At 67.3% G+C, this 22,357-nt stretch carries 16 protein-coding genes and 3 pseudogenes; 8 read left to right on the forward strand and 11 right to left on the reverse strand.

The annotated features are described in order from the left end of the window. Positions 1 to 4: 4 nt before the first annotated feature. Positions 5 to 685: an endonuclease V gene (locus tag AV541_RS04005; RefSeq protein WP_060384290.1), complete on the reverse strand. Its 681-nt coding sequence runs from the start codon at positions 683 to 685 to the stop codon at positions 5 to 7. A gap of 3 nt (positions 686 to 688) precedes the next feature. Continuing rightward, positions 689 to 1,561: an SIS domain-containing protein gene (locus AV541_RS04010; protein WP_060384291.1), complete on the reverse strand. Its 873-nt coding sequence runs from the start codon at positions 1,559 to 1,561 to the stop codon at positions 689 to 691. An 18-nt stretch (positions 1,562 to 1,579) separates the two neighbouring features. Here AV541_RS04010 and AV541_RS04015 point away from each other — a divergent pair. The 7 genes and pseudogenes from AV541_RS04015 (at position 1,580) to AV541_RS04045 (ending at position 10,615) form a co-directional block, all read left to right on the forward strand. Then, positions 1,580 to 2,343: pseudogene (locus tag AV541_RS04015) on the forward strand (class I mannose-6-phosphate isomerase). A 238-nt stretch (positions 2,344 to 2,581) separates the two neighbouring features. Next, positions 2,582 to 3,664 carry a transposase gene (locus tag AV541_RS04020; RefSeq protein WP_244880640.1) on the forward strand — a complete coding sequence of 361 codons (1,083 nt, stop codon included), beginning with the start codon at positions 2,582 to 2,584 and terminating at the stop codon, positions 3,662 to 3,664. A 158-nt stretch (positions 3,665 to 3,822) separates the two neighbouring features. Beyond that, on the forward strand, positions 3,823 to 4,638 hold the full coding sequence (locus AV541_RS04025) for a HesA/MoeB/ThiF family protein (protein WP_060384292.1): 816 nt from the start codon (positions 3,823 to 3,825) through the stop codon (positions 4,636 to 4,638). Between the two features lie 74 nt (positions 4,639 to 4,712). Beyond that, positions 4,713 to 5,846, forward strand: coding sequence for a citrate synthase/methylcitrate synthase (locus AV541_RS04030; RefSeq protein WP_060384293.1), 1,134 nt, complete (start codon positions 4,713 to 4,715; stop codon positions 5,844 to 5,846). Positions 5,847 to 5,907: 61 nt separating this feature from the next. Then, positions 5,908 to 7,643, forward strand: a pseudogene (locus tag AV541_RS04035) (ABC transporter ATP-binding protein). Beyond that, positions 7,640 to 9,442 carry an ABC transporter ATP-binding protein gene (locus tag AV541_RS04040; RefSeq protein ID WP_060384294.1) on the forward strand — a complete coding sequence of 601 codons (1,803 nt, stop codon included), beginning with the start codon at positions 7,640 to 7,642 and terminating at the stop codon, positions 9,440 to 9,442. The pseudogene AV541_RS04035 and the gene AV541_RS04040 overlap by 4 nt, the downstream one beginning before the upstream one ends. Continuing rightward, positions 9,443 to 10,615, forward strand: coding sequence for a bifunctional folylpolyglutamate synthase/dihydrofolate synthase (locus AV541_RS04045; protein ID WP_060384295.1), 1,173 nt, complete (start codon positions 9,443 to 9,445; stop codon positions 10,613 to 10,615). Here AV541_RS04045 and AV541_RS04050 read toward each other — a convergent pair. The 9 genes and pseudogenes from AV541_RS04050 to glnA form a co-directional block, all read right to left on the reverse strand. Beyond that, positions 10,583 to 11,623, reverse strand: coding sequence for a protease complex subunit PrcB family protein (locus AV541_RS04050; RefSeq protein ID WP_060384296.1), 1,041 nt, complete (start codon positions 11,621 to 11,623; stop codon positions 10,583 to 10,585). The genes AV541_RS04045 and AV541_RS04050 overlap by 33 nt on opposite strands. A gap of 46 nt (positions 11,624 to 11,669) precedes the next feature. Next, on the reverse strand, positions 11,670 to 12,518 hold the full coding sequence (locus tag AV541_RS04055; RefSeq protein WP_060384297.1) for an ABC transporter permease: 849 nt from the start codon (positions 12,516 to 12,518) through the stop codon (positions 11,670 to 11,672). Between the two features lie 3 nt (positions 12,519 to 12,521). Continuing rightward, positions 12,522 to 13,505, reverse strand: coding sequence for an ABC transporter permease (locus tag AV541_RS04060; protein WP_244880595.1), 984 nt, complete (start codon positions 13,503 to 13,505; stop codon positions 12,522 to 12,524). Between the two features lie 413 nt (positions 13,506 to 13,918). Then, positions 13,919 to 14,632 carry an ABC transporter ATP-binding protein gene (locus tag AV541_RS04065; protein WP_060384298.1) on the reverse strand — a complete coding sequence of 238 codons (714 nt, stop codon included), beginning with the start codon at positions 14,630 to 14,632 and terminating at the stop codon, positions 13,919 to 13,921. After that, complete coding sequence (locus tag AV541_RS04070) at positions 14,629 to 15,408, reverse strand: ABC transporter ATP-binding protein (RefSeq protein ID WP_060384299.1); 780 nt, start codon at positions 15,406 to 15,408, stop codon at positions 14,629 to 14,631. The genes AV541_RS04065 and AV541_RS04070 overlap by 4 nt, the downstream gene beginning before the upstream one ends. Then, positions 15,405 to 16,735, reverse strand: a pseudogene (locus tag AV541_RS04075) (branched-chain amino acid ABC transporter permease). The gene AV541_RS04070 and the pseudogene AV541_RS04075 overlap by 4 nt, the downstream one beginning before the upstream one ends. After that, on the reverse strand, positions 16,732 to 17,700 hold the full coding sequence (locus AV541_RS04080) for a branched-chain amino acid ABC transporter permease (RefSeq protein ID WP_060384300.1): 969 nt from the start codon (positions 17,698 to 17,700) through the stop codon (positions 16,732 to 16,734). The pseudogene AV541_RS04075 and the gene AV541_RS04080 overlap by 4 nt, the downstream one beginning before the upstream one ends. Before the next feature lie 74 nt (positions 17,701 to 17,774). Beyond that, positions 17,775 to 18,938: a branched-chain amino acid ABC transporter substrate-binding protein gene (locus AV541_RS04085; protein ID WP_008632788.1), complete on the reverse strand. Its 1,164-nt coding sequence runs from the start codon at positions 18,936 to 18,938 to the stop codon at positions 17,775 to 17,777. A gap of 137 nt (positions 18,939 to 19,075) precedes the next feature. After that, positions 19,076 to 20,416 (reverse strand): type I glutamate--ammonia ligase, encoded by a 1,341-nt coding sequence (gene glnA, locus AV541_RS04090; protein ID WP_060384301.1) that lies wholly within the window; start codon positions 20,414 to 20,416, stop codon positions 19,076 to 19,078. A 179-nt stretch (positions 20,417 to 20,595) separates the two neighbouring features. Here glnA and AV541_RS04095 point away from each other — a divergent pair, with 179 nt between their 5' ends. After that, positions 20,596 to 22,254 (forward strand): bifunctional metallophosphatase/5'-nucleotidase, encoded by a 1,659-nt coding sequence (locus tag AV541_RS04095; RefSeq protein ID WP_060384302.1) that lies wholly within the window; start codon positions 20,596 to 20,598, stop codon positions 22,252 to 22,254. The last annotated feature ends 103 nt before the right edge of the window (positions 22,255 to 22,357 follow it).

Below are 22,357 nucleotides of genomic sequence, written 5' to 3' on the forward strand. Positions count from 1 at the left end.
GGGCCTAGTCTAAGGCCTTGAGGGCCCGGCCCGCCTCCAGGTGGGCGAGGCGGAGGGGCTCGGGGAGGCGGAAGCGGGTGGGCAGGCGGCGTACGAAGCGGAGGGCCTCCTCGAGGCCCACCCGGTGCCCCGGGGAGACGTAAAGGGGTTTTACCCCCGTGCGGCTCCGGTAGACGTAGCCCAGCGGGCGGCCGTCCGGGGCGAGGAGGCGCACCGCCGCCCCCTTTTCCTCGGGCAAGGGGGCTTCGGGCCTGCCGTAGAGGAGCCGCTTGGCCACGCCCACGCTGGGAAGGTCCAGGTGGACCCCCAGGTGGCTCGCGATCCCCAGGCCCCGGGGGTGGGCCACCCCCTGGCCGTCCACCAGGAGGGCCTCCGGGGCCTCGGGAAGGGCGGCGAGGGCCTCCAGGTAGGCCGGGGCCTCGCGGAAGGAGAGGAGGCCGGGGACGTAGGGGAAGAGGGCCTCCTCGGGGAGGAACGCGGTGGCCACGTGGAGGGGGCCTTTTTCCAGGTCGTAGAGGAGGGCCACGGCCACGAGGGGCCGGCCCTGCTTGTGGGAGGCGTCCAGGGCGGCGATGCGCCGCACCCCTTCTAGGCTCCCCACAAGCCGCACCTTCCCCGCCAAGGCCCGCTGCAGGACCAGGGCCTCCTCGGGGTGGGCGGGCTTGGGGAAGGGGGGCGGGCGCACGGCCTAGGTGACCTCCCGGAGGCGCTCTAAAAGCCCGTGGTCCCCGGGGTCCACTCCGTAGAGGAGGGCGAGGTAGTAGGCGGTCCAGGCCATCCGGTACCAGAGGGCCATGACCTGGGCGAGGCGGTTGGCCCCCGTGGCGGGGACCTCGGCCAAGGCGTCCACGCGGGACTCCAGGATCTCCTTGGCCAAGGCCGCCTCCTCCCCCGGGCCCAGGAGGACCGCCGCCAGGGGGTCCCCTTGCTCGTGGCGGGCCTCGAGGCCCACGAGGAAGAACTCCAAGGCGCTCGGGGGCGGGGTTAGGGAGAGGCTTTTGGCTATGCGGGCGAAGAGGGTCTGCACCGCCCCTTCCAGGGGCCGGAAGAGGGGGCTATAGAAGAGGGGAAGGCGCTCTAAGAGGGTGTAGGCCAGGAACTTGGCCGGGTTTTCCTCCACAGGGACCTCGGGGCCCAAGCGGCGCCTTTCCTCGAGGAGGGCCTCGTCCACGGAGCGGAGCACCTCCTCCCGGTCTGTGGCCAGGAGGAGGAAGCGGAGGTAGCGGTAGGGGGCGAGGGGGCTTGGGGGGATGTGGACCTCCACCCCGGGCCGGAAGCCCACCCGCACCACCCTGGCCCGCCCCGTCTCCGCCAGGAGGGCCATTCCCGCCGCCTCTCCCAGGTCGTACCCCCCCTCGAGGAGGAAGAGGGTTCCCTCCTCCCCCCAGTCGGGGAGGCCGGAGAGAAGCGCGGCGAACTGCCCCTCCCCGTAGCCCAAGGCGGCGTGGGGCCCCGGGTAGGCCTCCTTGGGGACGGGGCCCGTGCCCACCAGGTCCCTAAGCTCCAGGGCGAGCCCCGTGCGGTCTACAAGGTAGGTCTCCTCGCGGTCCAGGTCGCGCATACCCCTTATGCTAAGCCCGTGAGGCGGTTGGAGCCCAAACCCGTGGCGCGGATCTGGGGGGGAAGCGGCCTTGGCTTCGGCCCCGGGATCGGGGAGGTCTGGCTTGCCGAGGCCCCCTTGCTCGTGAAGCTCCTTGACCCCGCGGACTGGCTTTCCGTCCAGGTCCACCCGCCCCACGAGTACGCCCTCCGGGTGGAGGGGAAGCCGGGGAAGTACGAGGCCTGGTACGTCCTTTCCCCGGGGGAGCTGGTCTACGGCCTGGCCCGCCCCTTAAGCCGGGAGGAGCTTCGGGAAAGGGCCTTGGCCGGGACGCTGGAGGAGGTGCTGCGCCGCGTCCGGGTGGAGCCGGGTCAGGTCCTCTACCTGCCCGCGGGAACGATCCACGCCCTAGGCCCGGGGGTCCGGGTCTACGAGGTCCAGACCCCCTCGGACCTCACCTACCGCCTCTACGACTACGGTAGGCCGCGGGAGCTCCACCTGGAGAAGGCCCTGGACGTGGCCATCCTGGAGCCCACCCCCCTCACCCTGCCCCCGCCCGAGCCGGTCTTGGGCGGGGAGAGGCTCCTTTCCACCCCCTTCTTTGACCTTTTGCGCTACCCCTTGGCGGGGGAGCTTAGGGTGCGGGCAGAGGGCCCTACCCTCCTCACCCTCCTTGAGGGGAGGCTCGGCTCGGGGAGGAGGTCTTGCGGCCGCCCGCCACTTTCCTTTTGGAGCCCGGTGAGGAGGCGGTCTTCCGGGGCGAGGGGCTTTGGCTGGCCGCCCTGGCCAAGGAGGGGGCGTGATACCACCCCATGCTCAGGACTTTACCCACATCTCCGTTTCGTGGTAAATCTCCCCTTGCGGGCGCAGCCCGTATCTGGTACCGGGGGTGATCCATGGACATGCTCAAGGTGGCCGAGGCCAGGCTCCAGGAGTTCACGGGCCGTTTTGCGAGCGTTTTCCCCCGATAAGCGCCTCCACCGACGGTTTGAAGAGGTGGTGCGGGGCGCCTTGGCCGCAGGCTCAGCCCGGGTGAGCGAGATGGTGGCCTCGCTCCCTTCTCCCCTCCAGAACCGCTTCCACCAGGCCAAAGCCCTTTACCGCTTCCTGTCCAACCCACGGGTGGAGGCAGAAGCCCTCCTTGACCGGGTCTATCAGGAGAGCGCGACTGCCCTGGAGGGTGAGGAGGTTCTGGTCCTCCTGGACCTGAGCCCGGTGGTCAAGCCCTATGCCCGGGCCCTGGAGGGGATAGCCCGGGTGGGGAAGGATAGGCGGCCCGGGTACGAGCTCCTCACCGCCCTGGGGTTGGACCCCGCGGGGCGGCTGGCCCTGGGGTACGCCCACCTGGTGGCCTACGGGGAGAGGGGGTTTGCCAGCCTGCCCAAGGAGGTGGAGGGAGCCATTGAGGCGGCCCGGGAGCGATTGGGGGGCGTGGGCAGGAGGCTGGTGTATGTGGCGGACCGGGGGTTTGACGACCGGAAGGTGTTTGGGCAGGTGCTGGCCCTGGGGGAGGAGTTCGTGGTGCGGGTCTACCGGGACCGGAAGCTTGGGGAGGGGGGTTCTCTGGCGAAGGTGGCTTCTTCCCTGGCCCTTCCCTGTGGGGAGGAGGTGGAGCTGAGGGTAGGGGGCAGGTACCAGCGGGTGCGGCTCCACTTCGGATGGAGGGAGGTGGAGGTGGAGGGGAGGCGGCTCCACCTGGTGGTCTGCCGGGTGCCAGCCCTGGGGCGGCGTGGGGAGTGGTGGCTACTGACCAGCTTGCCGGTGAGGGGGAGGGAGGAGGCGGCGCGGGTGGTGGAGGCGTACCGCAGGCGGTGGGAGGTGGAGCGGTTCTTCCGGCTTTTGAAGACGGGGCTGGGGCTTGAGACCTTCCAGGTGCGGGGGCTTGCCCGGATCCGGAAGGTGGTGGCGGTTTTGCTGGGGCTGGCGGTGTTCCTTTGGGAAGTTGAGCGGTTGGGGGATCCGTTCAAGGGGTTTCTTTTGCAGCTCGGGGGCAAGCTGGGGCTGCCCAGCGAGAGGGATGGTCCGTACCTGCTCCTGAGGGGCCTGGTTCGCCTGCTCAACTATGAAGTCACCCAAGAACTCTTGAAGCAGGCTAAGGGAGGGCGAGGAAGGAGTTTTGGGTAAAGCCCTGCATGCTGGCTTGCGCCAGCATGGGGGCCCCGGCAAAAGGTCCCTAGGGAGCTTCCCTGGGCCAGTCGGGCGAAGGAAACCGGAAGAAAGGGTATGAGGCCGCATGGGGGTCCCGAAGGAAGGCTTCCCAGGCCAGAAGGGCAAGAGAGGGTATGCGCTGGACGAAGGAGGAGCTTGACCGGTACCACCGGCAGATGATCCTGCCCCAGGTGGGCCCTGAGGGGCAGGAGCGGCTGAAGCGGGCCTCGGTGGTGGTGGTGGGGGCCGGGGGGCTTGGGGTTCCCGTCCTCCAGTACTTGGTGGCGGCCGGTGTGGGGCGGGTAGGGGTGGTGGAGATGGACCGGGTGGAGGTTTCCAACCTCCACCGCCAGGTCCTCTACGCCACCGAGGACGTGGGCGAGCCCAAGGCCCTGGTGGCCCAGAAGCGGCTCCAGGCCCTGAACCCCCTGGTCCGGGTGGAGACCTACCCGGTGCGCCTCACCTCGGAAAACGCCCTGGAAATTCTCAGGCCCTACGACCTGGTGGTGGATGCCTCGGACAACTTCCCCACCCGCTACCTGGTGAACGACGCCGCCGTCCTCCTCGGCAAGCCCCTGGTCTTTGGGGCCATCTACCAGTTTGACGGCCAGGTGGCCGTCTTCCACCACCCCACCCCCCATGGGGAGATGGGCCCCTGCTACCGCTGCCTCTTCCCCAAGCCGCCCCCGCCCGGGGCGGTGCCCTCCTGCGCCGAGGCCGGGGTCTTCGGCGTCCTGCCGGCGGTGGTGGGGAGCCTGATGGCCGCCGAGGCTCTCAAGGTCCTTCTGGGGATCGGCAAACCCCTGGCGGGGCACCTTCTACTTTACGACGCCCTCGAGGCGAGCTTCCGCAAGCTTGCGGTGCGGCGCAACCCCCAATGCCCCGTTTGCGGGGACGAGCCCACCCAGAGAGAGCTCGTGGACTACGAGGCCTTCTGTGGCCTGCGTTAAAGGCTACGCTTCCTTGCGGGCGAAGGGGTATGATGCACTCGGTGCACCCCTGGGGTGCGGCAAAGGAGGCAAGTATGGAAGTAGCACGGGGTTTGGAAGGCGTCCTGTTTACGGAAACCCGCATGTGCTTCATCGACGGGGAGACGGGCAAGCTCTACTACTACGGCATCCCCATCCAGGAGTTGGCGGAGAAAAGCAGCTTTGAGGAAACCACCTTCCTCCTCCTCCACGGGAGACTGCCGCGAAGGCAGGAGCTGGAGGAGTTCTCGGCCGCCCTCGCCCGGCGCCGCGCCCTGCCCGCCCACCTTCTGGAGTCCTTCAAGCGCTACCCCCTCTCCGCCCACCCCATGAGCTTCCTGCGCACGGCGGTCTCCGAGCTCGGGATGCTGGACCCCACCGAGGGGGATATTTCCCGGGAGGCCCTCTACGAGAAGGGGCTTGACCTCATCGCTAAGTTCGCCACCATCGTGGCCGCCAACAAGCGCCTAAAGGAGGGCAAGGAGCCCATCCCGCCCAGGGAGGACCTCTCCCACGCCGCCAACTTCCTTTACATGGCGAACGGGGTGGAGCCCTCCCCCGAGCAGGCCCGCCTCATGGACGCGGCCCTCATCCTCCACGCCGAGCACGGCTTTAACGCCAGCACCTTCACCGCCATCGCTGCCTTTTCCACCCAGACCGACCTCTACTCCGCCATCACCGCCGCCGTGGCCTCCCTCAAGGGGCCGCGCCACGGCGGGGCCAACGAGGCGGTCATGAAGATGATCCAGGAGATCGGCTCCCCGGAAAGGGCCCGGGAGTGGGTGCGGGAGAAGCTGGCCAAGAAGGAGCGCATCATGGGCATGGGCCACCGGGTCTACAAGACCGTTGACCCCAGGGCCGGGGTCCTGGAAAGGCTTGCCCGCTTGGTGGCGGAGAAGCACGGCCACTCCAAGGAGTACCAGATCCTGAAGATCGTGGAGGAGGAGGCGGGAAAGGTCTTAAACCCCAAGGGCATCTACCCCAACGTGGACTTCTACTCCGGGGTGGTCTACTCCGACCTGGGCTTTAGCCTAGAGTTCTTCACCCCCATCTTCGCCGTGGCCCGCATCGTCGGCTGGGTGGGGCACATCCTGGAATACCAGGAGCTGGACAACCGCCTCCTCCGCCCCGACGCCAAGTACATCGGGGAGCTGGACGTGCCCTACGTCCCCCTCGAGGCCCGGGAGTAGCCGCCTCAGGGCCTAGGGAAAGGGGCCGCAGGAGGCGGCCCCTTCTTGTACACTAGAGGGCATGACCGGTCGGTCAGCGGCACCCCTTCTCCGCCGCCTCTGGCCCTACGTGGGCCGGTACCGCTGGAGGTACCTGTGGGCGGTGCTCGCAGGCCTCGTCTCCATCTTTTTCTTCGTCCTCACCCCCTACTTCCTTCGCCTGGCCGTGGACGCGGTCCAGGCGGGGGAGGGCTTCGGGGTCTACGCCCTCGCCATCGTGGCCTCCGCCGCCCTTTCCGGCCTCCTCTCCTACGTGATGCGGCGGCTCGCCGTGGTGGCGAGCCGCCAGGTGGAGTACGACCTGAGGCGAGACCTTTTCCACCACCTCCTCACCCTGGACCGGGACTTCTACCACAAGCACCGGGTGGGGGACCTGATGAACCGCCTGAACACCGACCTCTCCGCCGTGAGGGAGATGGTGGGCCCGGGGATCCTCATGGGAGGCCGTCTCTCCTTTTTGGTCCTCCTTGCCTTCCTCTCCATGTACGCCGTGAACGCCCGCCTCGCCTTCTACCTCACCCTCATCCTCCCCGGGATCTTCCTCGCCATGCGCTTTCTCCTGCGGCTTATTGACCACCGCTACCGGGAGGCCCAGGAGGTCTTTGACCGGATCAGCACCCTGGCCCAGGAGGCCTTCAGCGGCATCCGGGTGGTCAAGGGGTACGCCTTGGAGCGGCGGATGGTGGCTTGGTTCCAGGACCTGAACCGCCTCTACGTGGAGAAGAGCCTGGCTCTGGCCCGGGTGGAGGGCCCCCTCCACGCCCTTCTCGGCTTCTTGATGGGCTTCGCCTTCCTCACCGTCCTCTGGGCCGGGGGCGCCATGGTGGTCCGGGGGAGCTGAGCGTGGGGGAGCTCGTCCAGTTCAACGCCTACCTGGCCCAGCTTACCTGGCCCATTCTGGGCCTCGGCTGGGTCATGGCCCTGTACCAGCGGGGGCTCACGAGCCTAAAGCGCCTCTTTGAGCTTCTGGACGAGAAGCCCGCCATCCGGGACGAAGACCCCCTGCCCCTCGCCTTGGAGGACCTCTCCGGGGAGGTGCGCTTTGAGGGGGTGGGCCTGAAGCGGGAGGGGCGCTGGCTCCTTAAGGGCCTCACCCTCACGATCCCCGAAGGGATGACCCTGGGCATCACCGGGCGCACGGGCTCGGGCAAGAGCCTCCTCGCCGCCCTCGTCCCCAGGCTTTTGGACCCGAGCGAGGGCCGGGTTTATGTGGGCGGGCACGAGGCGAAGCGCATACCCTTGGCCGTCCTCCGCAAGGCCGTGGGGGTCGCTCCCCAGGAGCCCTTCCTCTTCAGCGAGACGATTTTGGAGAACATCGCCTTCGGCCTGGACGAGGTGGACCGCGGGCGGGTGGAGTGGGCGGCCCGGCTTGCCGGGATCCACGAGGAGATCCTCGCCTTTCCCAAGGGGTACGAGACGGTTCTCGGGGAGCGGGGCATCACCCTCTCCGGCGGCCAGCGGCAGCGGGTGGCCCTGGCCCGGGCCCTGGCCAAAAGGCCCAAGATCCTCATCCTGGACGACGCCTTAAGCGCCGTGGACGCCGAAACGGAGGCCAGGATCCTCCAGGGGCTGAAAACGGTGCTCGGCAAGCAGACCACCCTCCTCATCTCCCACCGCACCGCGGCCCTCCGCCACGCCGATTGGATCATCGTCTTGGACGGGGGAAGGATCGTGGAGGAGGGGACCCACGAGAGCCTCCTTCAGGCCGGGGGCCTCTACGCCGAGATGGACCGTTTGCAGAAGGAGGTGGAGGCGTGACGGAGGACACCTACAGCAAGGCCTTTGACCGGGCCCTCTTCGCCCGGATCCTGCGCTACGTCTGGCCCTACCGTCTCCAGGTCGTTCTCGCCCTCTTCTTCCTCCTGGCGGTGACCCTGGCCGCCGCCGCCACCCCCCTCTTCTTTAAGTGGGCCATCGACCTGGCCTTGGTGCCCACGGAGCCCAGGCCTCTCGCCGAGCGTTTCCACCTCCTCCTCTGGATAAGCCTGGGCTTCCTCGCCGTGCGGGCGGTCCACTTCGCCGCCACCTACGGCGAAACCTACCTCATCCAGTGGGTAGGACAGCGGGTTCTCTTTGACCTTAGGAGCGACCTCTTCGCCAAGCTCATGCGCCTCCACCCGGGCTTCTACGACCGAAACCCCGTGGGCCGGCTCATGACCCGGGTCACCTCCGACGTGGACGCCATCAACCAGTTCATCACCGGCGGGCTCGTGGGGGTGATCGCCGACCTCTTCACCCTGGTGGGCCTCCTCGGCTTCATGCTGTTTTTGAGCCCCAAGCTCACCCTGGTGGTCCTCCTGGTGGCCCCGGTCCTCCTCGCCGTCACCACCTGGGTGCGGCTCGGGATGCGCTCCGCTTATCGGGAGATGCGCCTGAGGCTTGCCCGGGTAAATGCGGCGCTGCAAGAAAACCTCTCCGGGGTGGAGACGATCCAGCTTTTCGTCAAGGAAAGGGAGCGGGAGGAGAAGTTTGACCGGCTCAACCGCGACCTCTTCCGGGCTTGGGTGGAGATCATCCGCTGGTTCGCCCTCTTCTTCCCCGTGGTGGGCTTCCTGGGGGACTTCGCCGTGGCCAGCCTGATCTACTACGGGGGTGGGGAGGTGGTGCGGGGCGCCGTTTCCCTGGGGCTTCTCGTGGCCTTCGTGGACTACACCCGCCAGCTTTTCCAACCTCTCCAGGACCTCTCGGACAAGTTCAACCTCTTCCAGGGGGCCATGGCGAGCGCCGAAAGGATCTTCGGCGTCTTGGACACGGAGGAGGAGCTAAAAGACCCCGAGGACCCTAAGCCCATCCGGGGCTTCCGGGGGGAGGTGGAGTTCAAGGACGTCTGGCTCGCCTACACCCCCAAGGGGGTGGAGCCCACGGAGAAGGACTGGGTGCTTAGGGGCGTTTCCTTCCGCATCGCCCCTGGGGAGAAGGTGGCCCTGGTGGGGGCCACGGGGGCGGGGAAGACCAGCGTGGTGAGCCTCATCGCCCGCTTCTACGACCCTCAGAGGGGGTGCGTCTTCTTGGACGGGGTGGACGTGCGGCGGTACCGGCAAGAGGAGTTGCGCCGCCACGTGGGCATCGTCCTACAGGAGCCTTTCCTTTTCTCGGGGACCGTCTTGGACAACCTGCGCCTCTTTGACCCCAGCGTTCCCCCGGAGCGGGTGGAGGAGGTGGCCCGCTTCCTCGGGGCCCACGAGTTCATCCTGCGCCTGCCCAAGGGTTACCAGACGGTCCTCGGGGAGCGGGGGGCGGGGCTTTCTACGGGGGAGAAGCAGCTCCTCGCCCTGGTGCGGGCCCTTCTCGCGAGCCCCGACATCCTCCTCATCCTGGACGAGGCCACGGCCAGCGTGGACTCGGAGACGGAGAAGCGCCTCCAGGAGGCCCTCTACAAGGCCATGGAGGGGAGGACCTCCCTCATCATCGCCCACCGCCTTTCCACCATCCGCCACGTGGACCGCATCCTCGTTTTCCGCAAGGGGAGGCTCGTGGAGGAGGGGAGCCACGAGGAGCTTCTGGCCAAGGGCGGCTACTACGCCGCCTTGTACCGGCTCCAGTTCCAGGAGGCGTGAGTGACTTACGAGGAGGCTTTGGCCTGGCTCTACGCGAGGCGGCGCACGGGGGAGCGGGGGACCCATAGGGTGCGGGCCCTCCTCGATCGGCTCGGCCACCCGGAGGAGGGTTTCCTTGCGGTCCACGTCCTGGGGACCAACGGGAAGGGGAGCGTGGTGGCCTACCTCGAGGCCGCCTTCCGCGCCGCGGGCTTCGCCTACGGGGCCTACACCAGCCCCCACCTCGTGGATTTCCGCGAGAGGATCCGTACTCACCGGGGCCTTATCCCCGAGGAGGCGGTGGTCCGGTTCGTGGCCTGGGCGAGGGAGGAGGCCTGGGAGGAGCCCCCGGGCTTCTTTGACCTGGCCACCGCCCTCGCCTTCCTCCATTTCCGGGAGAGGGGGGTGGCGCTGGCCGCGGTGGAGGCGGGGGTAGGGGGGGAGAAGGACGCGACGAACGCCCTTTCCCGCGTGGCCCTCACCGTGCTCACCAACGTGGGGGAGGACCACCTCGAGGCCCTGGGGGGTACCCTCGAGGCCGTGGCCCGGGAGAAGGCGGGGGCCTTTCGCGCCGGGGTCCCGGTGGTCACGGGGGCCAGGGGGGTGGGGCTGGAGGTGGCCCGCAAGGTGGCGGAAGAACGGGGGGCGCCCCTTTACGTCCTGGACCCCCAAGACCCCCTCTTCGCCCTTCCCGCCCCGCCCGGCCTCAGGGGGGCCTACCAGGAGGAAAACGCCCGCCTGGCCGCCGCTGCCCTGAGGCTTTTGGGCCTTCCCGAAGCGGCCATTGCCCGGGGGCTTCGGGAGGCGCGGCACCCGGGGCGCATGGAGCGCTTCCTCATCGAGGGAATGGAGGTTTACCTGGACGGGGCCCACAATCCCCCGGCGGCGGAGGCCCTGGCCCGGGAGTTCGTGGCCTACCACCTCGTCTTTGGCGCCTTTCCCCGGAAGGACGTGAGGGCTGTCCTCGCCCACCTTCTCCCCAAGGCGCAAAGCGTCCGCTACACCCGGGCGGGGGAAGGGGCCTTGGGCGGAGAGCTCGGGACCCCCTTCTTTGCGGACCCCTGGGAGGCCCTGGAGGACGCTTTAGGGTGGGCGAAGGCGGACGGGCTTCCGGTCCTCGCCACGGGCTCCCTGTACCTGGTGGGGAGGCTCAGGGAGCGGTTAGTCCCGGGCCTCGGCGAGGACCTTCCCTGAGGTGTCGGCGAAGACCACGCGGCGCACCTTCTGCAGCTCCAAAACCACGTAGGGGCTGGTGAGGGCCTGGGTGGTGATGGTCCCGGGCCTGGGGGTGCTGAGGCTCAGGACCACCCGGGCCGTCTCCCCGGCGTAGGTAACCCCCACGACCTTGAGGCCGTATCCCCCTGTGGGCTTAAGCCCCCAGAAAAAGGCGGCCACGCTCCGGTTGCGGAAGTCCACCGCAGGGGCGGCGGGACGGGGGAGCTGGTTGCCCACCGCCAGGGCCCAGAGGCGGCTGAAGCTCGTGGGGTCGTTGGCGAGGAGGGCGAGGGGGGCCTCCTCCTGGTAGGCCGCCTGGGTGCCTTGGCCGAGGATGCGGAAGATGGGGGCCGGGGGCATGACCAGCTCCAGCTTAAGCCCGTACTGGACCTGGAGGCGGGCGATGCGGTAGGCGTCGGGGGCGGGGCTTAGGCGGAGGGGGGGCAGGGGGGGTTCCTGGAGCTCAAAGACCACCACGGACTTCCCCCCCCTTCGGGCCAGGACCTCGCGCAGGACCACGGCGGACTCCTCCTCCGTGAGGGGGTAGAGCCTTGGGGTCTGGTAGTTCGCTGGCTGCACCAGGGTCCGTTCCTCTCCCTCCCCCAAGCTTCCCGTGAGCCGCACCCAGCCCACCCCGTCGTAAAGCCAGGTGGCGAGGAGGGGGGCTTGGGTACGCACCTGGAGGAGGCTTCCCGAGATCCCGCGGACCGCCTCGGCCATCGGGGGCCTCGAGGGGTAGGTGGCCCGCAACACCGGGCTCCCTTCCACCCAAAGCGCCCCGGGGAAGGCCCAGAGGTTCTCCCCCTGGGGGGCCTCGAGGCGGAGGGGACGCCCGTCCAGCTCCACCACCCGGGGCTCGCCGTAGAAGTAGGTCCAGCGCTCCGTGGCCTCGGGGAAGAGGAACTGCACCTCGGTCACCCGGTAGCCCGAGCCTTCCAGCACCTGGCAGGCGGAAAGGAGGAGCGCCGCGAGAAGGCCTTTCCTCATGGCCCCATGATACCCCTTCGCCCCTCGCCTTCCGTTGAGGTTCCCTTTAGCGGCCCCTGGGGTCCAGGGCGTCCCGGAGGCCGTCTCCCAGGAGATTGAAGGCGAGGACGGTGAGCATGATAAAAAGCCCGGGGAAGATCATGGTCCAGGGGGCGTTCATGGCGTGGCCGCCCTTGAAGCTGTCGGCGATCATCGCGCCCCACTCCGGGGCAGGAGGCTGGGCGCCGAGGCCCAGGAAGCCGAGGGCGGCGGCCTCGAGGGTGGCCGTCCCGATGGACAGGGTGGCCTGGACCACGAGGGGAGGCAGGGTGCCCGGGAGGATGTGCTTGAAGAGGATCCGACCATTTCCCGCCCCCAGGGCGATGGCCGCCTGGACGAAGTCCTGCTCCCTTAAGGAGAGAACCATGGACCGGGCGAGGCGAATGTAGACGGGAATCTGCACCACGCCGATGGCGATCATGGCGTTTTGCAGGCTCGGCCCCGCCACGGCCACGATGGCGATGGCGAGGAGGGTGCCGGGAAAGGCGAGGAGGAGGTCGGCGAGCCATCCGATGACCACCTCCGTCCGCCCCCGGAAGAAACCGGTGATGAGGCCCAAAAGGGTGCCCGCCACGAGGCCGATCCCCACGGAGAGGACCCCCACCTGGAGGGAGATGCGGCTACCGTGGAGGACCCGGGTGAAGATGTCCCGCCCCAGGTGGTCTGTGCCGAAGGGATGCTCCAGGGAGGGGGGCTTGAGGCGGTTGAGGTAGTCGCGGTCCGTGGTGGGGTCGTAGGGCTTGAGCACCGGGATGAAGAGGGCGAGGAGGACCAGGGCCAGGGTGAGGGCCAGGCCCACCTTGCCCGAAGGCGATTTGAGGAACCGCTTAAAGGCTTGACGGGTAGGGCTTTCCATGGCTCACCTGTACTGGATGCGGGGGTCCAGGAGGGCGTAGGACAGGTCCACGATCAGGTTGATGAGGACGAAGCTCGTGGCCACCACCAGCACCCCGGCCTGGACCACGGGGTAATCCCGGTTCAGGATCCCCTCGTAGATATAGGAGCCGATGCCGGGCCAGGAGAAGATGGTCTCGGTAAGGATGGCCCCGCCGAGGAGGGTGCCGAACTGGAGGCCCACGATGGTCACCACGGGAAGCAGGGCGTTTTTGAGGGCGTGCTTCAGGATCACCTGCCGCTCCGCCAGCCCCTTGGCCCGGGCGGTGCGCACGTAGTCCTGGGAGAGAACCTCCAACATGGCGCTCCGGGTGATGCGGGTGATGATGGCCAGGGGGATGGTGCCCAGGGTGACGGCGGGGAGGACGAGGTGCCGCAGGGCGTCCCAGGTCACGTGGGGCTTCCCTGCGAGGAAGCCGTCCAGGAGGAGGAAGCCCGTGAGGGGCTGGAAGTCTATGGAGAGGTCGGTGGAGAGCCGGCCCCCCGTGGGCAGCCAGTGGAGGTTCACGGCGAAGAGGTAAACGAGGAGGAGCCCCAGCCAGAAGACGGGCATGGACACCCCCACCAGGGAGAAGGACATGGAGAGGGTGTCCCACAAGGTGTTTCGCCGCACGGCGGCAAGGATGCCGATGGGGATCCCCAGGAGGACGGCGAGGGCGGTAGCGGCCAGGGCCAGTTCAAAGGTGGCGGGCCAGCGCCGCTTCAGCTCCTCGGCCACGGGGATGGTGGAGACGGCGCTCGTGCCCAGGTCGCCCCGGAGGACGTTGCCCAGGAAGGTGAGGTACTGGACGTAAAGGGGCTTGTTGAGTCCCAGCTTTTCCCGGAGCTTGGCGATCTCCTCCGCCGAGGCCCGCTCGCCGAGGAGGGCCTCGGCGGGGTCCCCGGGGATGAGCTGGAGAAAGAGGAAAACCAAAAGGGTGATCCCCAGCAGGACGGGGATGAGGCCCAAAAGCCGTTTTAGAGGAAAGAGGGGGTGTGGGGGAGCTATAATCCCCCGGTTTGCAAGATACGGGCTCTGCCCGTGACCAAACCGGGGATACATGGACTCCCCCCCGCCGCCCGGTTTTGGCGGCAAAGCATGGTGAGCGGTCATTTTGTGGTATAATTCTCCGTGGGAGAGTCTGTGCTGAAACGCCACCTCCCAGATACGGAGTCAAGGTTTTTTCTGGGCTCGGGTCAGCCCCGAAGGGGCTATCTTGCCGGAGCCTGCGGGGACAGGGACGGCGTGGGCTGTCCCATGAGAACCGCGGTCACGGGCGTAGCCCGTATCTTGTAGCCCCGCTCTTCAGAGCGGGGAGTCGTCACGTGTACAGGCGAAGTATAAAGCGCCCCCTCCCGGGGGCGCAAGCCTGGGATAGGGAGCTACCCCTCCCCCAGGTAGGCCTTCTGCACCTCGGGGTTTTCCGCAAGCTCCTTGGCCGGGCCAAAGAGGATGATCTCCCCCGTGGCCAGCACGTAGCCCCGGTGGGCGATCTGCAGGGCCAGGCGGGCGTTCTGCTCCACCAGGAGGATGGTGCGCCCCTCCCGGTTAAGCTTTTGGATGATCTCGAAGATGAAGTCCACCAACACCGGGGCCAGGCCCATGGAGGGCTCGTCCATGAGGAGGATCCTCGGGTTTTGCATTAGGGCCCGGCCGATGGCGAGCATCTGCTGCTCCCCGCCCGAAAGCGTCCCCCCCTTCTGCTGGCGGCGCTCGTAGAGCCGGGGAAAGAGCTGGTAGACCTGCTCTTTCCGCTCCTGGATCACCTTGCGGTCGTTTTCCAGGTAGGCCCCGATCTCCAGGTTCTCCTCCACCGTGAGCCGGGGGAAGATCCGCCGCCCCTCGGGGACGTGCCCCACCCCGAGGGCCACGATCTCGTGGGCGGGGAGGCGGTGGATGGGCCTGCCCTGGAAGAGGACCTCCCCCTGCCTCGGCTTCACCAGGCCGCTGATGGTGCGCAGGGTGGTGGTCTTTCCGGCCCCGTTGGAGCCGATGAGGGTCACGATCTCCCCCTCCTCCACCGTGAGGGAGATGCCCTTCAGGGCATGGATGTGCCCGTAGTAGGTGTGGACGTTTCTGAGCTCCAGGAGGCTCATGCGGCACCTCCCGCGGCCCCCCGGCCCAGGTAGGCCTCGATGACCCGGGGGTTTTTGCGCACCTCCTCGGGCTTGCCTTCGGCGATCTTGGAGCCGTAGTCCAGCACGGCGATCCGATCGGAGATGCGCATCACGAGGCGCATGTCGTGCTCAATGAGGAGGATGGTGAGCCCCATCTCGCTGCGGATTTTCAGGATGAACTCCTGCAGGGCCTCCGTCTCTTTGGGGTTCATGCCCGCGGCGGGCTCGTCCAGGAGGAGGAGCTTGGGCTTGAGGGCGAGGGCGCGGGCGATCTCCAGCTTCCTCTGCTCGCCGTAGGGGAGGTTGCGGGCAAGCTCGTCCTTGCGGTGGAGGAGGCCCACGTATTCCAGGAGGCTCAAGGCCTCCTCCAGGGCCTTCTTCTCCTCCTTTCGGGCGAGGGGGGTGCGGAGGAGGGCGTGCAGGTAGGGGACGCGGGTGTGGATGTGCCGCCCCACCAGGATGTTCTCCAGGACGGTCATGGCCCCGAAGAGGCGGATGTTCTGGAAGGTGCGCCCGATGCCGAGTTTGGCCGCCTTGTCGGGTGTGGTGCCCGTGATGTCCCGGCCGAGGAAGAGGATCCGGCCTTCGTCCGGGGTGTAGATCCCCGTGAGGAGGTTGAAGAAGGTGGTCTTGCCCGCCCCGTTCGGGCCGATGACGGAGAAGATCTCCCCCTCGTTCACCTCCAGGCTCACCTGGTTCACGGCCACGAGCCCGCCGAAGCGCTTGGTGACGCTTTGGACCTCGAGGACCCTCATGCCTCCTCCTCCAGCTCGGCCCGGTGGCGGGCCTCGGGGATCAGGCCTTGGGGCCGGTAGATCATCATCAAGACGAGGATAAGCCCGAAGACCAGCCTCTCGTACTTCGCGGGGTCCACCTGGCTCGGGATCCAGGGGAGGCTGGTGCGGACGAACTCGCTAAAGGTCTTGAGGATGTCCAGGTTGAGGATGGTGAGGGCGGCCGCCCCCAGGATGGCCCCGGGGATGGAGCCCATCCCGCCCAGGATCACCATGGCCAGGATGGTGATGGAGGCCAAGAGGGTGAAGGACTCGGGGAGACGAAGGTGCGCTGGGCCGCGTAGATCACCCCCATCACCCCCGAGAAGGCCGCCCCGGTCATGAAGGCGATGAGCTTGGTGGGCAGGAGGGGGATGCCCATGGCCTGGGCGGCGATCTCATCCTCGCGGATGGCCACCCAGGCGCGGCCGAAGCGGGAGTTGGCCAGGTTGACGTTGGCCAGGACCACAAGGCCGATCATCACCAGAACAAGGAGGTAGAAGAAGAGCTGGTAGTCCGTGGTCTCGTCCAGCCGCACCCCCAGGGTCCCCATGAGGCTGCGGAACCAGTCAATGGGGGGACGGCCCACGGGGGTGATCCCCTGGGGCCCGTTGGTGATGTTGATGGGGTGGTCCAGGTTGTTGGCCAGGATGCGCACCACCTCGCCGAGGCCCAGGGTGACGATGGCCAGGTAGTCCCCCCGGAGCCTTAGGGCGGGAAGGCCGATGAGCAGGCCGGTGATGGCCGTGGTGACCACGGCGATGAACATGAAGAGGTACATGTACTCGCCGGGCAGGGGAAAGTTGCCCTGGAGGAACTTCCCCGCCTGGGGAGAGCCGAAGATGGCCCAGGTGTAGGCGCCCACGGCGAAGAAGGCGGCGTAACCCAGGTCCAGAAGCCCCGCCATTCCCACCACCACGTTGAGGCCCAGGGCCATGGCGGCGTAGATGCCGATCTGGATGCCGAGCTCGAAGATAAAGGTATTGGCGAACCCGGCGATGGGTACGGAGAGGAGGAGGATGGCGAGGCCCAGGACCACCCGGATCCAGCGCGGGATCCGGGGGAGGGTGGTGAGGGCCACGAGAATCCCCACAAGGCCGATGAGCCCCAGGGTGTTGCCGGAGTTCCGCAGGAAGAGGGTGAAGGCCAGGGTGAGGAGGGTGAGGTTAAGCGTCCGTACCCGGGGCTCGAGCCGGGCAAAGGCGGCCGCCCCCAGGGCCCCCAGGCCCAGGAAGGCGGCAAGGGTGTTGGGGGCGAGGAAGGAGAGGACGAGGAAGACGAGGCTTAGGGCGAGGGAGAGCAGGCTCATACCTTCTCCTTAACCATCTGGCCCAGGAGGCCTTGGGGCCGGAAGAGGAGGATGAAGATGAGGATGAGGAAGGCCACCACGTCCTTGTACTCGGTGCCAAAGTTCCCCGCGGTGAGGATGGGCAGGTAGGTGCCGAAGAAGTTCTCCAGCTGCCCCAGGACGAGCCCCCCGAGCATGGCCCCGGGGATGTTGCCGATCCCGCCCAGGACCGCTGCGGTGAAGGCCTTGATGCCGGGGAGGAAGCCCACGTAGGGGTTGATCGTGGTGTAGATGAGGGCGAAGAGGACCCCGGCCACCCCGCCCAAGGCGCCGCCGATGAGGAAGGTGCGGGAGATGATCTGGTCGGGGTTGATGCCCATGAGGCTTGCCGTGGAAAGGTCTTGGGCCACGGCCCGGATGGCCATCCCCAGCTTGGTGCGGTTCACCAGGTAGGTGAGCCCCCAGAGCATGAGCACGGAGACCACGATGACGATCACCGACTTGGTCTGGATAAAGATGGCGCCACCGAAGAGGGTGAAGGCGCCCTCGAGGTCCTCTATGGTGCGCATACGCAGGAAGAACTCGTTGTGCCAGAGGCCCTCAATGAGCCGCACCAGGTCCTGGAGGAAGAAGCTCACCCCGATGGCCGTCACCAGGGGTACGAGGCGGTTGGTGGTGCCCCGGCGGCGGAGGGGCCGGTAGGCCATGCGCTCCACCAAAATGGCGGTGAGGCCTGCCACCGCGGCGCCCACCACCACGGCCACCGCCAGAAGAAGGTAGCCGTTAGGGATCAGGGGCGCCAGGTAGCGGAAGACCTCTACCCCGGCCACCGCCCCGATCATGAAGATCTCGGAGTGGGCGAAGTTGATAAGCTCCAAGACGCCGTAGACCATGGTGTACCCCAGGGCGATCATGGCGTAGATGAAGCCCAGGATGAATCCGTCAAAGAGCACCTGGGGTAGCAGGACCAGGATCTGCTCTAGCAAGGCCGCCTCCTTTTTCCCGCCAAGGGGGTGGCTCCAAAAGGAGCCACCCCCTTTAGGCTTAGGCCCTTAGGGGCCTACTTCTGCGGCGCCGCCACCTCGATGACCTTGATGAGTTTGTTGTCGGCCCAGTTGCCGGTGCCGGCCACCTGCATCACAAAGTACTTGGCCTTCTTGATGTCGCCTTTGTCGTCAAACTCAATGGTGCCGGTGATGCCCTTGAGCTTCACCTTGCGCACCTCCTGGGCCACCTGGGCCCGGGTGGGCTTCTTGCCCCCGTTGGCCTTGATGGCGTTCTCCAGGGCGGCGAGGATCACGCGGGCGGCGTCGTAGGCGTAGATGCCAAAGCCCTCAATGTCCTTCCCGTACTTGGCCTTGAAGCGTTCCGCCAGGGCCTTGGCCTGGGGGAAGGCGGAGACGGGGCCGGCCACCGTGGTGTAGTAGGCCCCCTTGGCGTTCTGGGAGCCCGCCAGGCGCTCAAACTCGCTGGAGTCCAGCCCGTCGCCGCTCATGAGGGGCATGCGCAGGCCCCGCTCCCGGAGCTGCTTGGTGAAGGGGCCGATCTGGCTGTAGATGCCGCCGAAGTAGATGAGCTGCGGGTTTTGGGCCCGGATCTGGTTGATGATGGGCACGAAGTTGGACTGCTCCTCGGTGCCGATGAAGGCCACCGCCCGGCCGCCCAGGGCCTCAAAGCGCTTGCGGAACTCCTCGGCCAGGCCCTGGCCGTAGGCGGTCTTGTCGTGGATGACGAAGACGCGGCGGAGCTTCAGGTCGTTGTAGACGAACTCCGCGGCGGCGGGGCCCTGGACGTCGTCCCGGCCCACGATCCGGTTCACGTTGGGCAGCTTCCGGTCCGTGACCACGGGGTTGGTGTTGGCGGGAGAGACCATGACCAGGTTCACCCGGGCCAACACCTCGCTGGCGGGGATGGCCACGCCGGAGTTCAGGGTGCCCACCAGGCCGAGGATGTCGGGGTCGTTGATCATCCGGTTGGCGTTGGCCACGCCCACGTCGGGGTTGGCCTGGTCGTCGTAGGGGACCAGCTGGAGTTCAAAGCCGAGCTGGCGGAAGCGGGGCTTGGCCTCCTCAATGGCCAGTTCCGCCCCCAGCTTGATCTGCTCCCCCAGGGCGGCCTGGGGCCCGGAGAGGGGGGACATGGTGGCGATCTTGATGACGTTGGACTGGGCCAAGGCCAAGCCCAAGGCCGCTACACCCGCTACCAGAAAGCCGATTTTCCTCATGGCTCACCTCCGAACGCTGCGTGCGTTGCGGCCCCATTCTATAGGGGGGGTTGGGCGTCTTGTCAACGCCTTTCCTTGAGGTTTATGCGTGACCGGCGGGTCAGGGCGCAAGGATAAGCGCCCTGACCCCAGGCGGCTTAGTAGGTGGCCAGGTACCGGTCCAGCTCCCACTGGTGGACCGTGACCCGGTAGTCGTCCCACTCCATCTGCTTGGCCTGGAGGAAGTGGGTGTAGACGTGTTCGCCCAGGGCCTCCCGGATCACGGGGTCTTTCTTGAGGGCCTCGAGGGCCTCCCTAAGGGTGCCGGGAAGCTCCCGGATCTTGTGCTTGCGCCTTTCCCGCACGGTCATCTGGTAGATGTTCCGCTGGATGGGCGGGGGCGGGAGGAGCTTCCGCTCAATCCCGTCCGCGGCGGCGGCGGCCATGACCGCCAGGGCCAGGTAGGGGTTGCAGGAGGGGTCGGGCATCCTGAGCTCCGCCCGGGTGCCCACGCCCCGGCGGGCCGGGATCCGGATCATGGCGGAGCGGTTGGAGGCGGACCAGGCGATGTTGGTGGGGGCCTCGTACCCGGGGGTGAGGCGCTTATAGGAGTTCACCAGGGGATTGGTGATGGCCACCATGCCCTCGGCATGCTCCAGAAGCCCGGCGATGAAGTGGAGGGCGGTCTGGGAGAGCTGGTATTCGGCGTTGGGGTCATAGAAGGCGTTCTCCCCGTCCTTGAAGAGGGAGAGGTGGGTGTGCATGCCGCTGCCGTTGATGCCCCGGATGGGCTTGGGCAAGAAGGTGGCGTGGAGGCCGTGGTTCAGGGCGATCCGCTTCACCACCCACTTGAAGGTGGCGATGTTGTCGGCGGTGGTGAGGGCGTCGGCGTACTTGAAGTCAATCTCGTGCTGGCCCGGGGCCACCTCGTGGTGGGAGGCCTCAATCTCAAAGCCCATGGCCACCAGGGCGTTCACCATGTCCCGGCGGGCCTCCTCCCCCTTGTCTATGGGAGCCAGGTCAAAGTAGCCCGCCTTGTCGTGGGTCTCCACCGTGGGCAGGCCCTCGGGGGTGCGCAGGAAGAGGAAGAACTCGGGCTCGGGGCCGGCGTACATGTTGTCAAACCCCAGCTTCTGCAGGCGCTCCACCTGGCGCTTCAGCACGTACCGGGGGTCCCCCTCAAAGGGACGGCCATCGGGGTAGGTGACGTCGCAGATGAGCCGGGCCACCCGCCCCCGCGTGGGGTCCTCCACCAGGTCGGGCAGGATGACGAAGGTGTTGTAGTCGGGCTTGAGGAGCATGTCCGACTCCTCAATCCGGGTGAAGCCCTCAATGGAGGAGCCGTCAAACATGATCTCCCCGTCCAGGGCCTTTTCAAACTGGGAGGCCGGCACCTCCACGTTCTTGACCACGCCCAGGATGTCCGTGATCTGCAGGCGCAAGAATTTGACGTTTTCCTCTTTAAGCGCTTTTAAAATCTCAGCCTTGGTGTAACCCATCTTCGCCTCCCTTTCCGTTTGGGTCCCGGGCTTTCGCCGTTTTGCCCGGACCTTGTTGCGGAGTGTACTGGGAAATGCGGTCAAATGTCAAGCTTAGGTAGGTCAAAACGCCAAAAACCTTTTACGCTCCGTTTATACGGACACGAGGGGGACGGTAGACTGGAGCGGGAGGTGAAGCCATGAAACGGCGGGAAGTGTTGCAGGCGGGTATGGCCCTAGGGGGGCTTGCGGGGCTCGGGCGGGCCCTGGCCCAGGGGGGGTTCACCCTGACCCTGGTCCACACCAACGACACCCACGCCCACCTCGAGCCCGTGGAGCTCACCCTCTCCGGCAAGAAGACCCCCGTGGGGGGCGTGGCCCGGCGCGTGGCCCTTTTTGACCGCGTCTGGGCCCGGGCGAAAAACCCCCTCTTCCTGGACGCCGGGGACGTTTTCCAGGGCACCCTCTACTTCAACCAGTACCGGGGCCTGGCGGACCGCTACTTCATGCACCGGCTCCGCTACCGGGTCATGGCCCTGGGGAACCACGAGTTTGACCTGGGGCCTGGGCCCCTGGCGGACTTCCTCAAGGGGGCGAGGTTTAAGGTGGTCTCCGCCAACGTGGACGTAAGCCAAGAGCCCCGGCTTAAGGGGCTTTTCGCTCCCTACGCCGTGGTCGTGGTGGGCGGGGAGCGGGTGGGGATCATCGGCCTCACCACTCCCGAAACCCGGGAGATCTCCAACCCCGGGCCTACCGTGGCCTTCCTGGACCCCTACGAGGCCGCCCAGAAGGCGGTGTACGAGCTCCTCGCCAAGGGGGTCAACAAGATCGTGGTCCTCTCCCACCTGGGCTACGGTGAGGACTTGAAGCTCGCCCGGAGGCTCGTGGGGGCCCAGGTGATTGTGGGGGGGCACTCCCATACCCTCCTAGGGAGCTTCCCCCACAAGGAGCTAAGCCCTGCGGGGCCCTACCCCACGGTGGTCAAGAACCCCGAAGGGAAGGACGTCCTGGTGGTCCAGGCCTGGGAGTGGGGGAAGGTGGTGGGCCTCTTGGAGGTCACCTTTGACGCCAAGGGGGAGCTTTTGGCCTACAAGGGGGAGGCCCTCCTCATGACCCCCGAGGCTGCCTCCGAGGATTTCTTTGCCAAGGAGGCCCTCCTCGCCTACGCCCAGCCGGTGATGGCCCTCATGAGCCAGGTGATCGCCGAGGCCAAGGTGGACCTGGTGGGGGAAAGGGCTGTGGTGCGCAGGCGGGAGAGCAACCTGGGAAACCTCATCACGGATGGGATGCTCTGGAAGACGAGAAACGCCGGGGTAAGAATCGCCCTGCAAAACGGCGGGGGCATCCGCGCCTCCATCCCCAAGGGGCCCATCACCGTGGGTAAGGTCTACGAGGTCCTGCCCTTCGGCAACACCCTGGTGGTCATGGACCTGAAGGGCAAGGAGATCCTGGCCGCCCTGGAGAACGGGGTCTCCCAGTGGGAAAACACCGCGGGGCGCTTCCTGCAGGTTTCGGGCCTCCGCTACGCCTTTGACCTCTCCCGCCCCGCGGGAAGCCGGGTGGTGCGGGTGGAGGTGAAGACGGAGAAGGGCTACCAGCCCTTGGACCTCGAGGCCACCTACCGGGTGGTGGTGAACAACTTTATCGCCGCCGGCGGGGACGGCTTCACCGTGCTCAAGGAAGCCCAGGGCTACCGGGTGGATACGGGCTTCAGCGACGCCGAAAGCTTCATGGACTACCTGAAGGAACTTAAGGTAGTAGAGGCGGGCCTCGAGGGGCGGATCGAGATCCTGAACGAGCCCAAGGGGGAGCGCCCCGCCTACTGGGCCTACCGAGTGCCGGGCCTGGTGGGGGCCTAGGTCCCAAGGCTAAACCCCCCGGGGCTAGCCCCGGGGGGCCTTCCCGTGCCCTTAGTCCCTTCCGGAAAGGGGTAATGGGAAAGGAACCTAGGGGGTATGCGAG

The organism is Thermus parvatiensis (assembly GCF_001535545.1).
GTDB classification, from domain to species: Bacteria; Deinococcota; Deinococci; order Deinococcales; family Thermaceae; genus Thermus; species Thermus parvatiensis.

What these genes read in the sequence shown, in the direction of transcription:
- AV541_RS04010 (WP_060384291.1), bottom strand. Translation starts at nt 1,561, where the DNA reads ATGCGCGACCTGGACCGCGAGGAGACCTACCTTGTAGACCGCACGGGG.
- AV541_RS04020 (WP_244880640.1), top strand. Translation starts at nt 2,582, where the DNA reads ATGGTGGCCTCGCTCCCTTCTCCCCTCCAGAACCGCTTCCACCAGGCC.
- AV541_RS04025 (WP_060384292.1), top strand. Translation starts at nt 3,823, where the DNA reads ATGCGCTGGACGAAGGAGGAGCTTGACCGGTACCACCGGCAGATGATC.
- AV541_RS04030 (WP_060384293.1), top strand. Translation starts at nt 4,713, where the DNA reads ATGGAAGTAGCACGGGGTTTGGAAGGCGTCCTGTTTACGGAAACCCGC.
- AV541_RS04050 (WP_060384296.1), bottom strand. Translation starts at nt 11,623, where the DNA reads ATGAGGAAAGGCCTTCTCGCGGCGCTCCTCCTTTCCGCCTGCCAGGTG.
- AV541_RS04055 (WP_060384297.1), bottom strand. Translation starts at nt 12,518, where the DNA reads ATGGAAAGCCCTACCCGTCAAGCCTTTAAGCGGTTCCTCAAATCGCCT.
- AV541_RS04065 (WP_060384298.1), bottom strand. Translation starts at nt 14,632, where the DNA reads ATGAGCCTCCTGGAGCTCAGAAACGTCCACACCTACTACGGGCACATC.
- AV541_RS04070 (WP_060384299.1), bottom strand. Translation starts at nt 15,408, where the DNA reads ATGAGGGTCCTCGAGGTCCAAAGCGTCACCAAGCGCTTCGGCGGGCTC.
- AV541_RS04085 (WP_008632788.1), bottom strand. Translation starts at nt 18,938, where the DNA reads ATGAGGAAAATCGGCTTTCTGGTAGCGGGTGTAGCGGCCTTGGGCTTG.
- glnA (WP_060384301.1), bottom strand. Translation starts at nt 20,416, where the DNA reads ATGGGTTACACCAAGGCTGAGATTTTAAAAGCGCTTAAAGAGGAAAAC.
- AV541_RS04095 (WP_060384302.1), top strand. Translation starts at nt 20,596, where the DNA reads ATGAAACGGCGGGAAGTGTTGCAGGCGGGTATGGCCCTAGGGGGGCTT.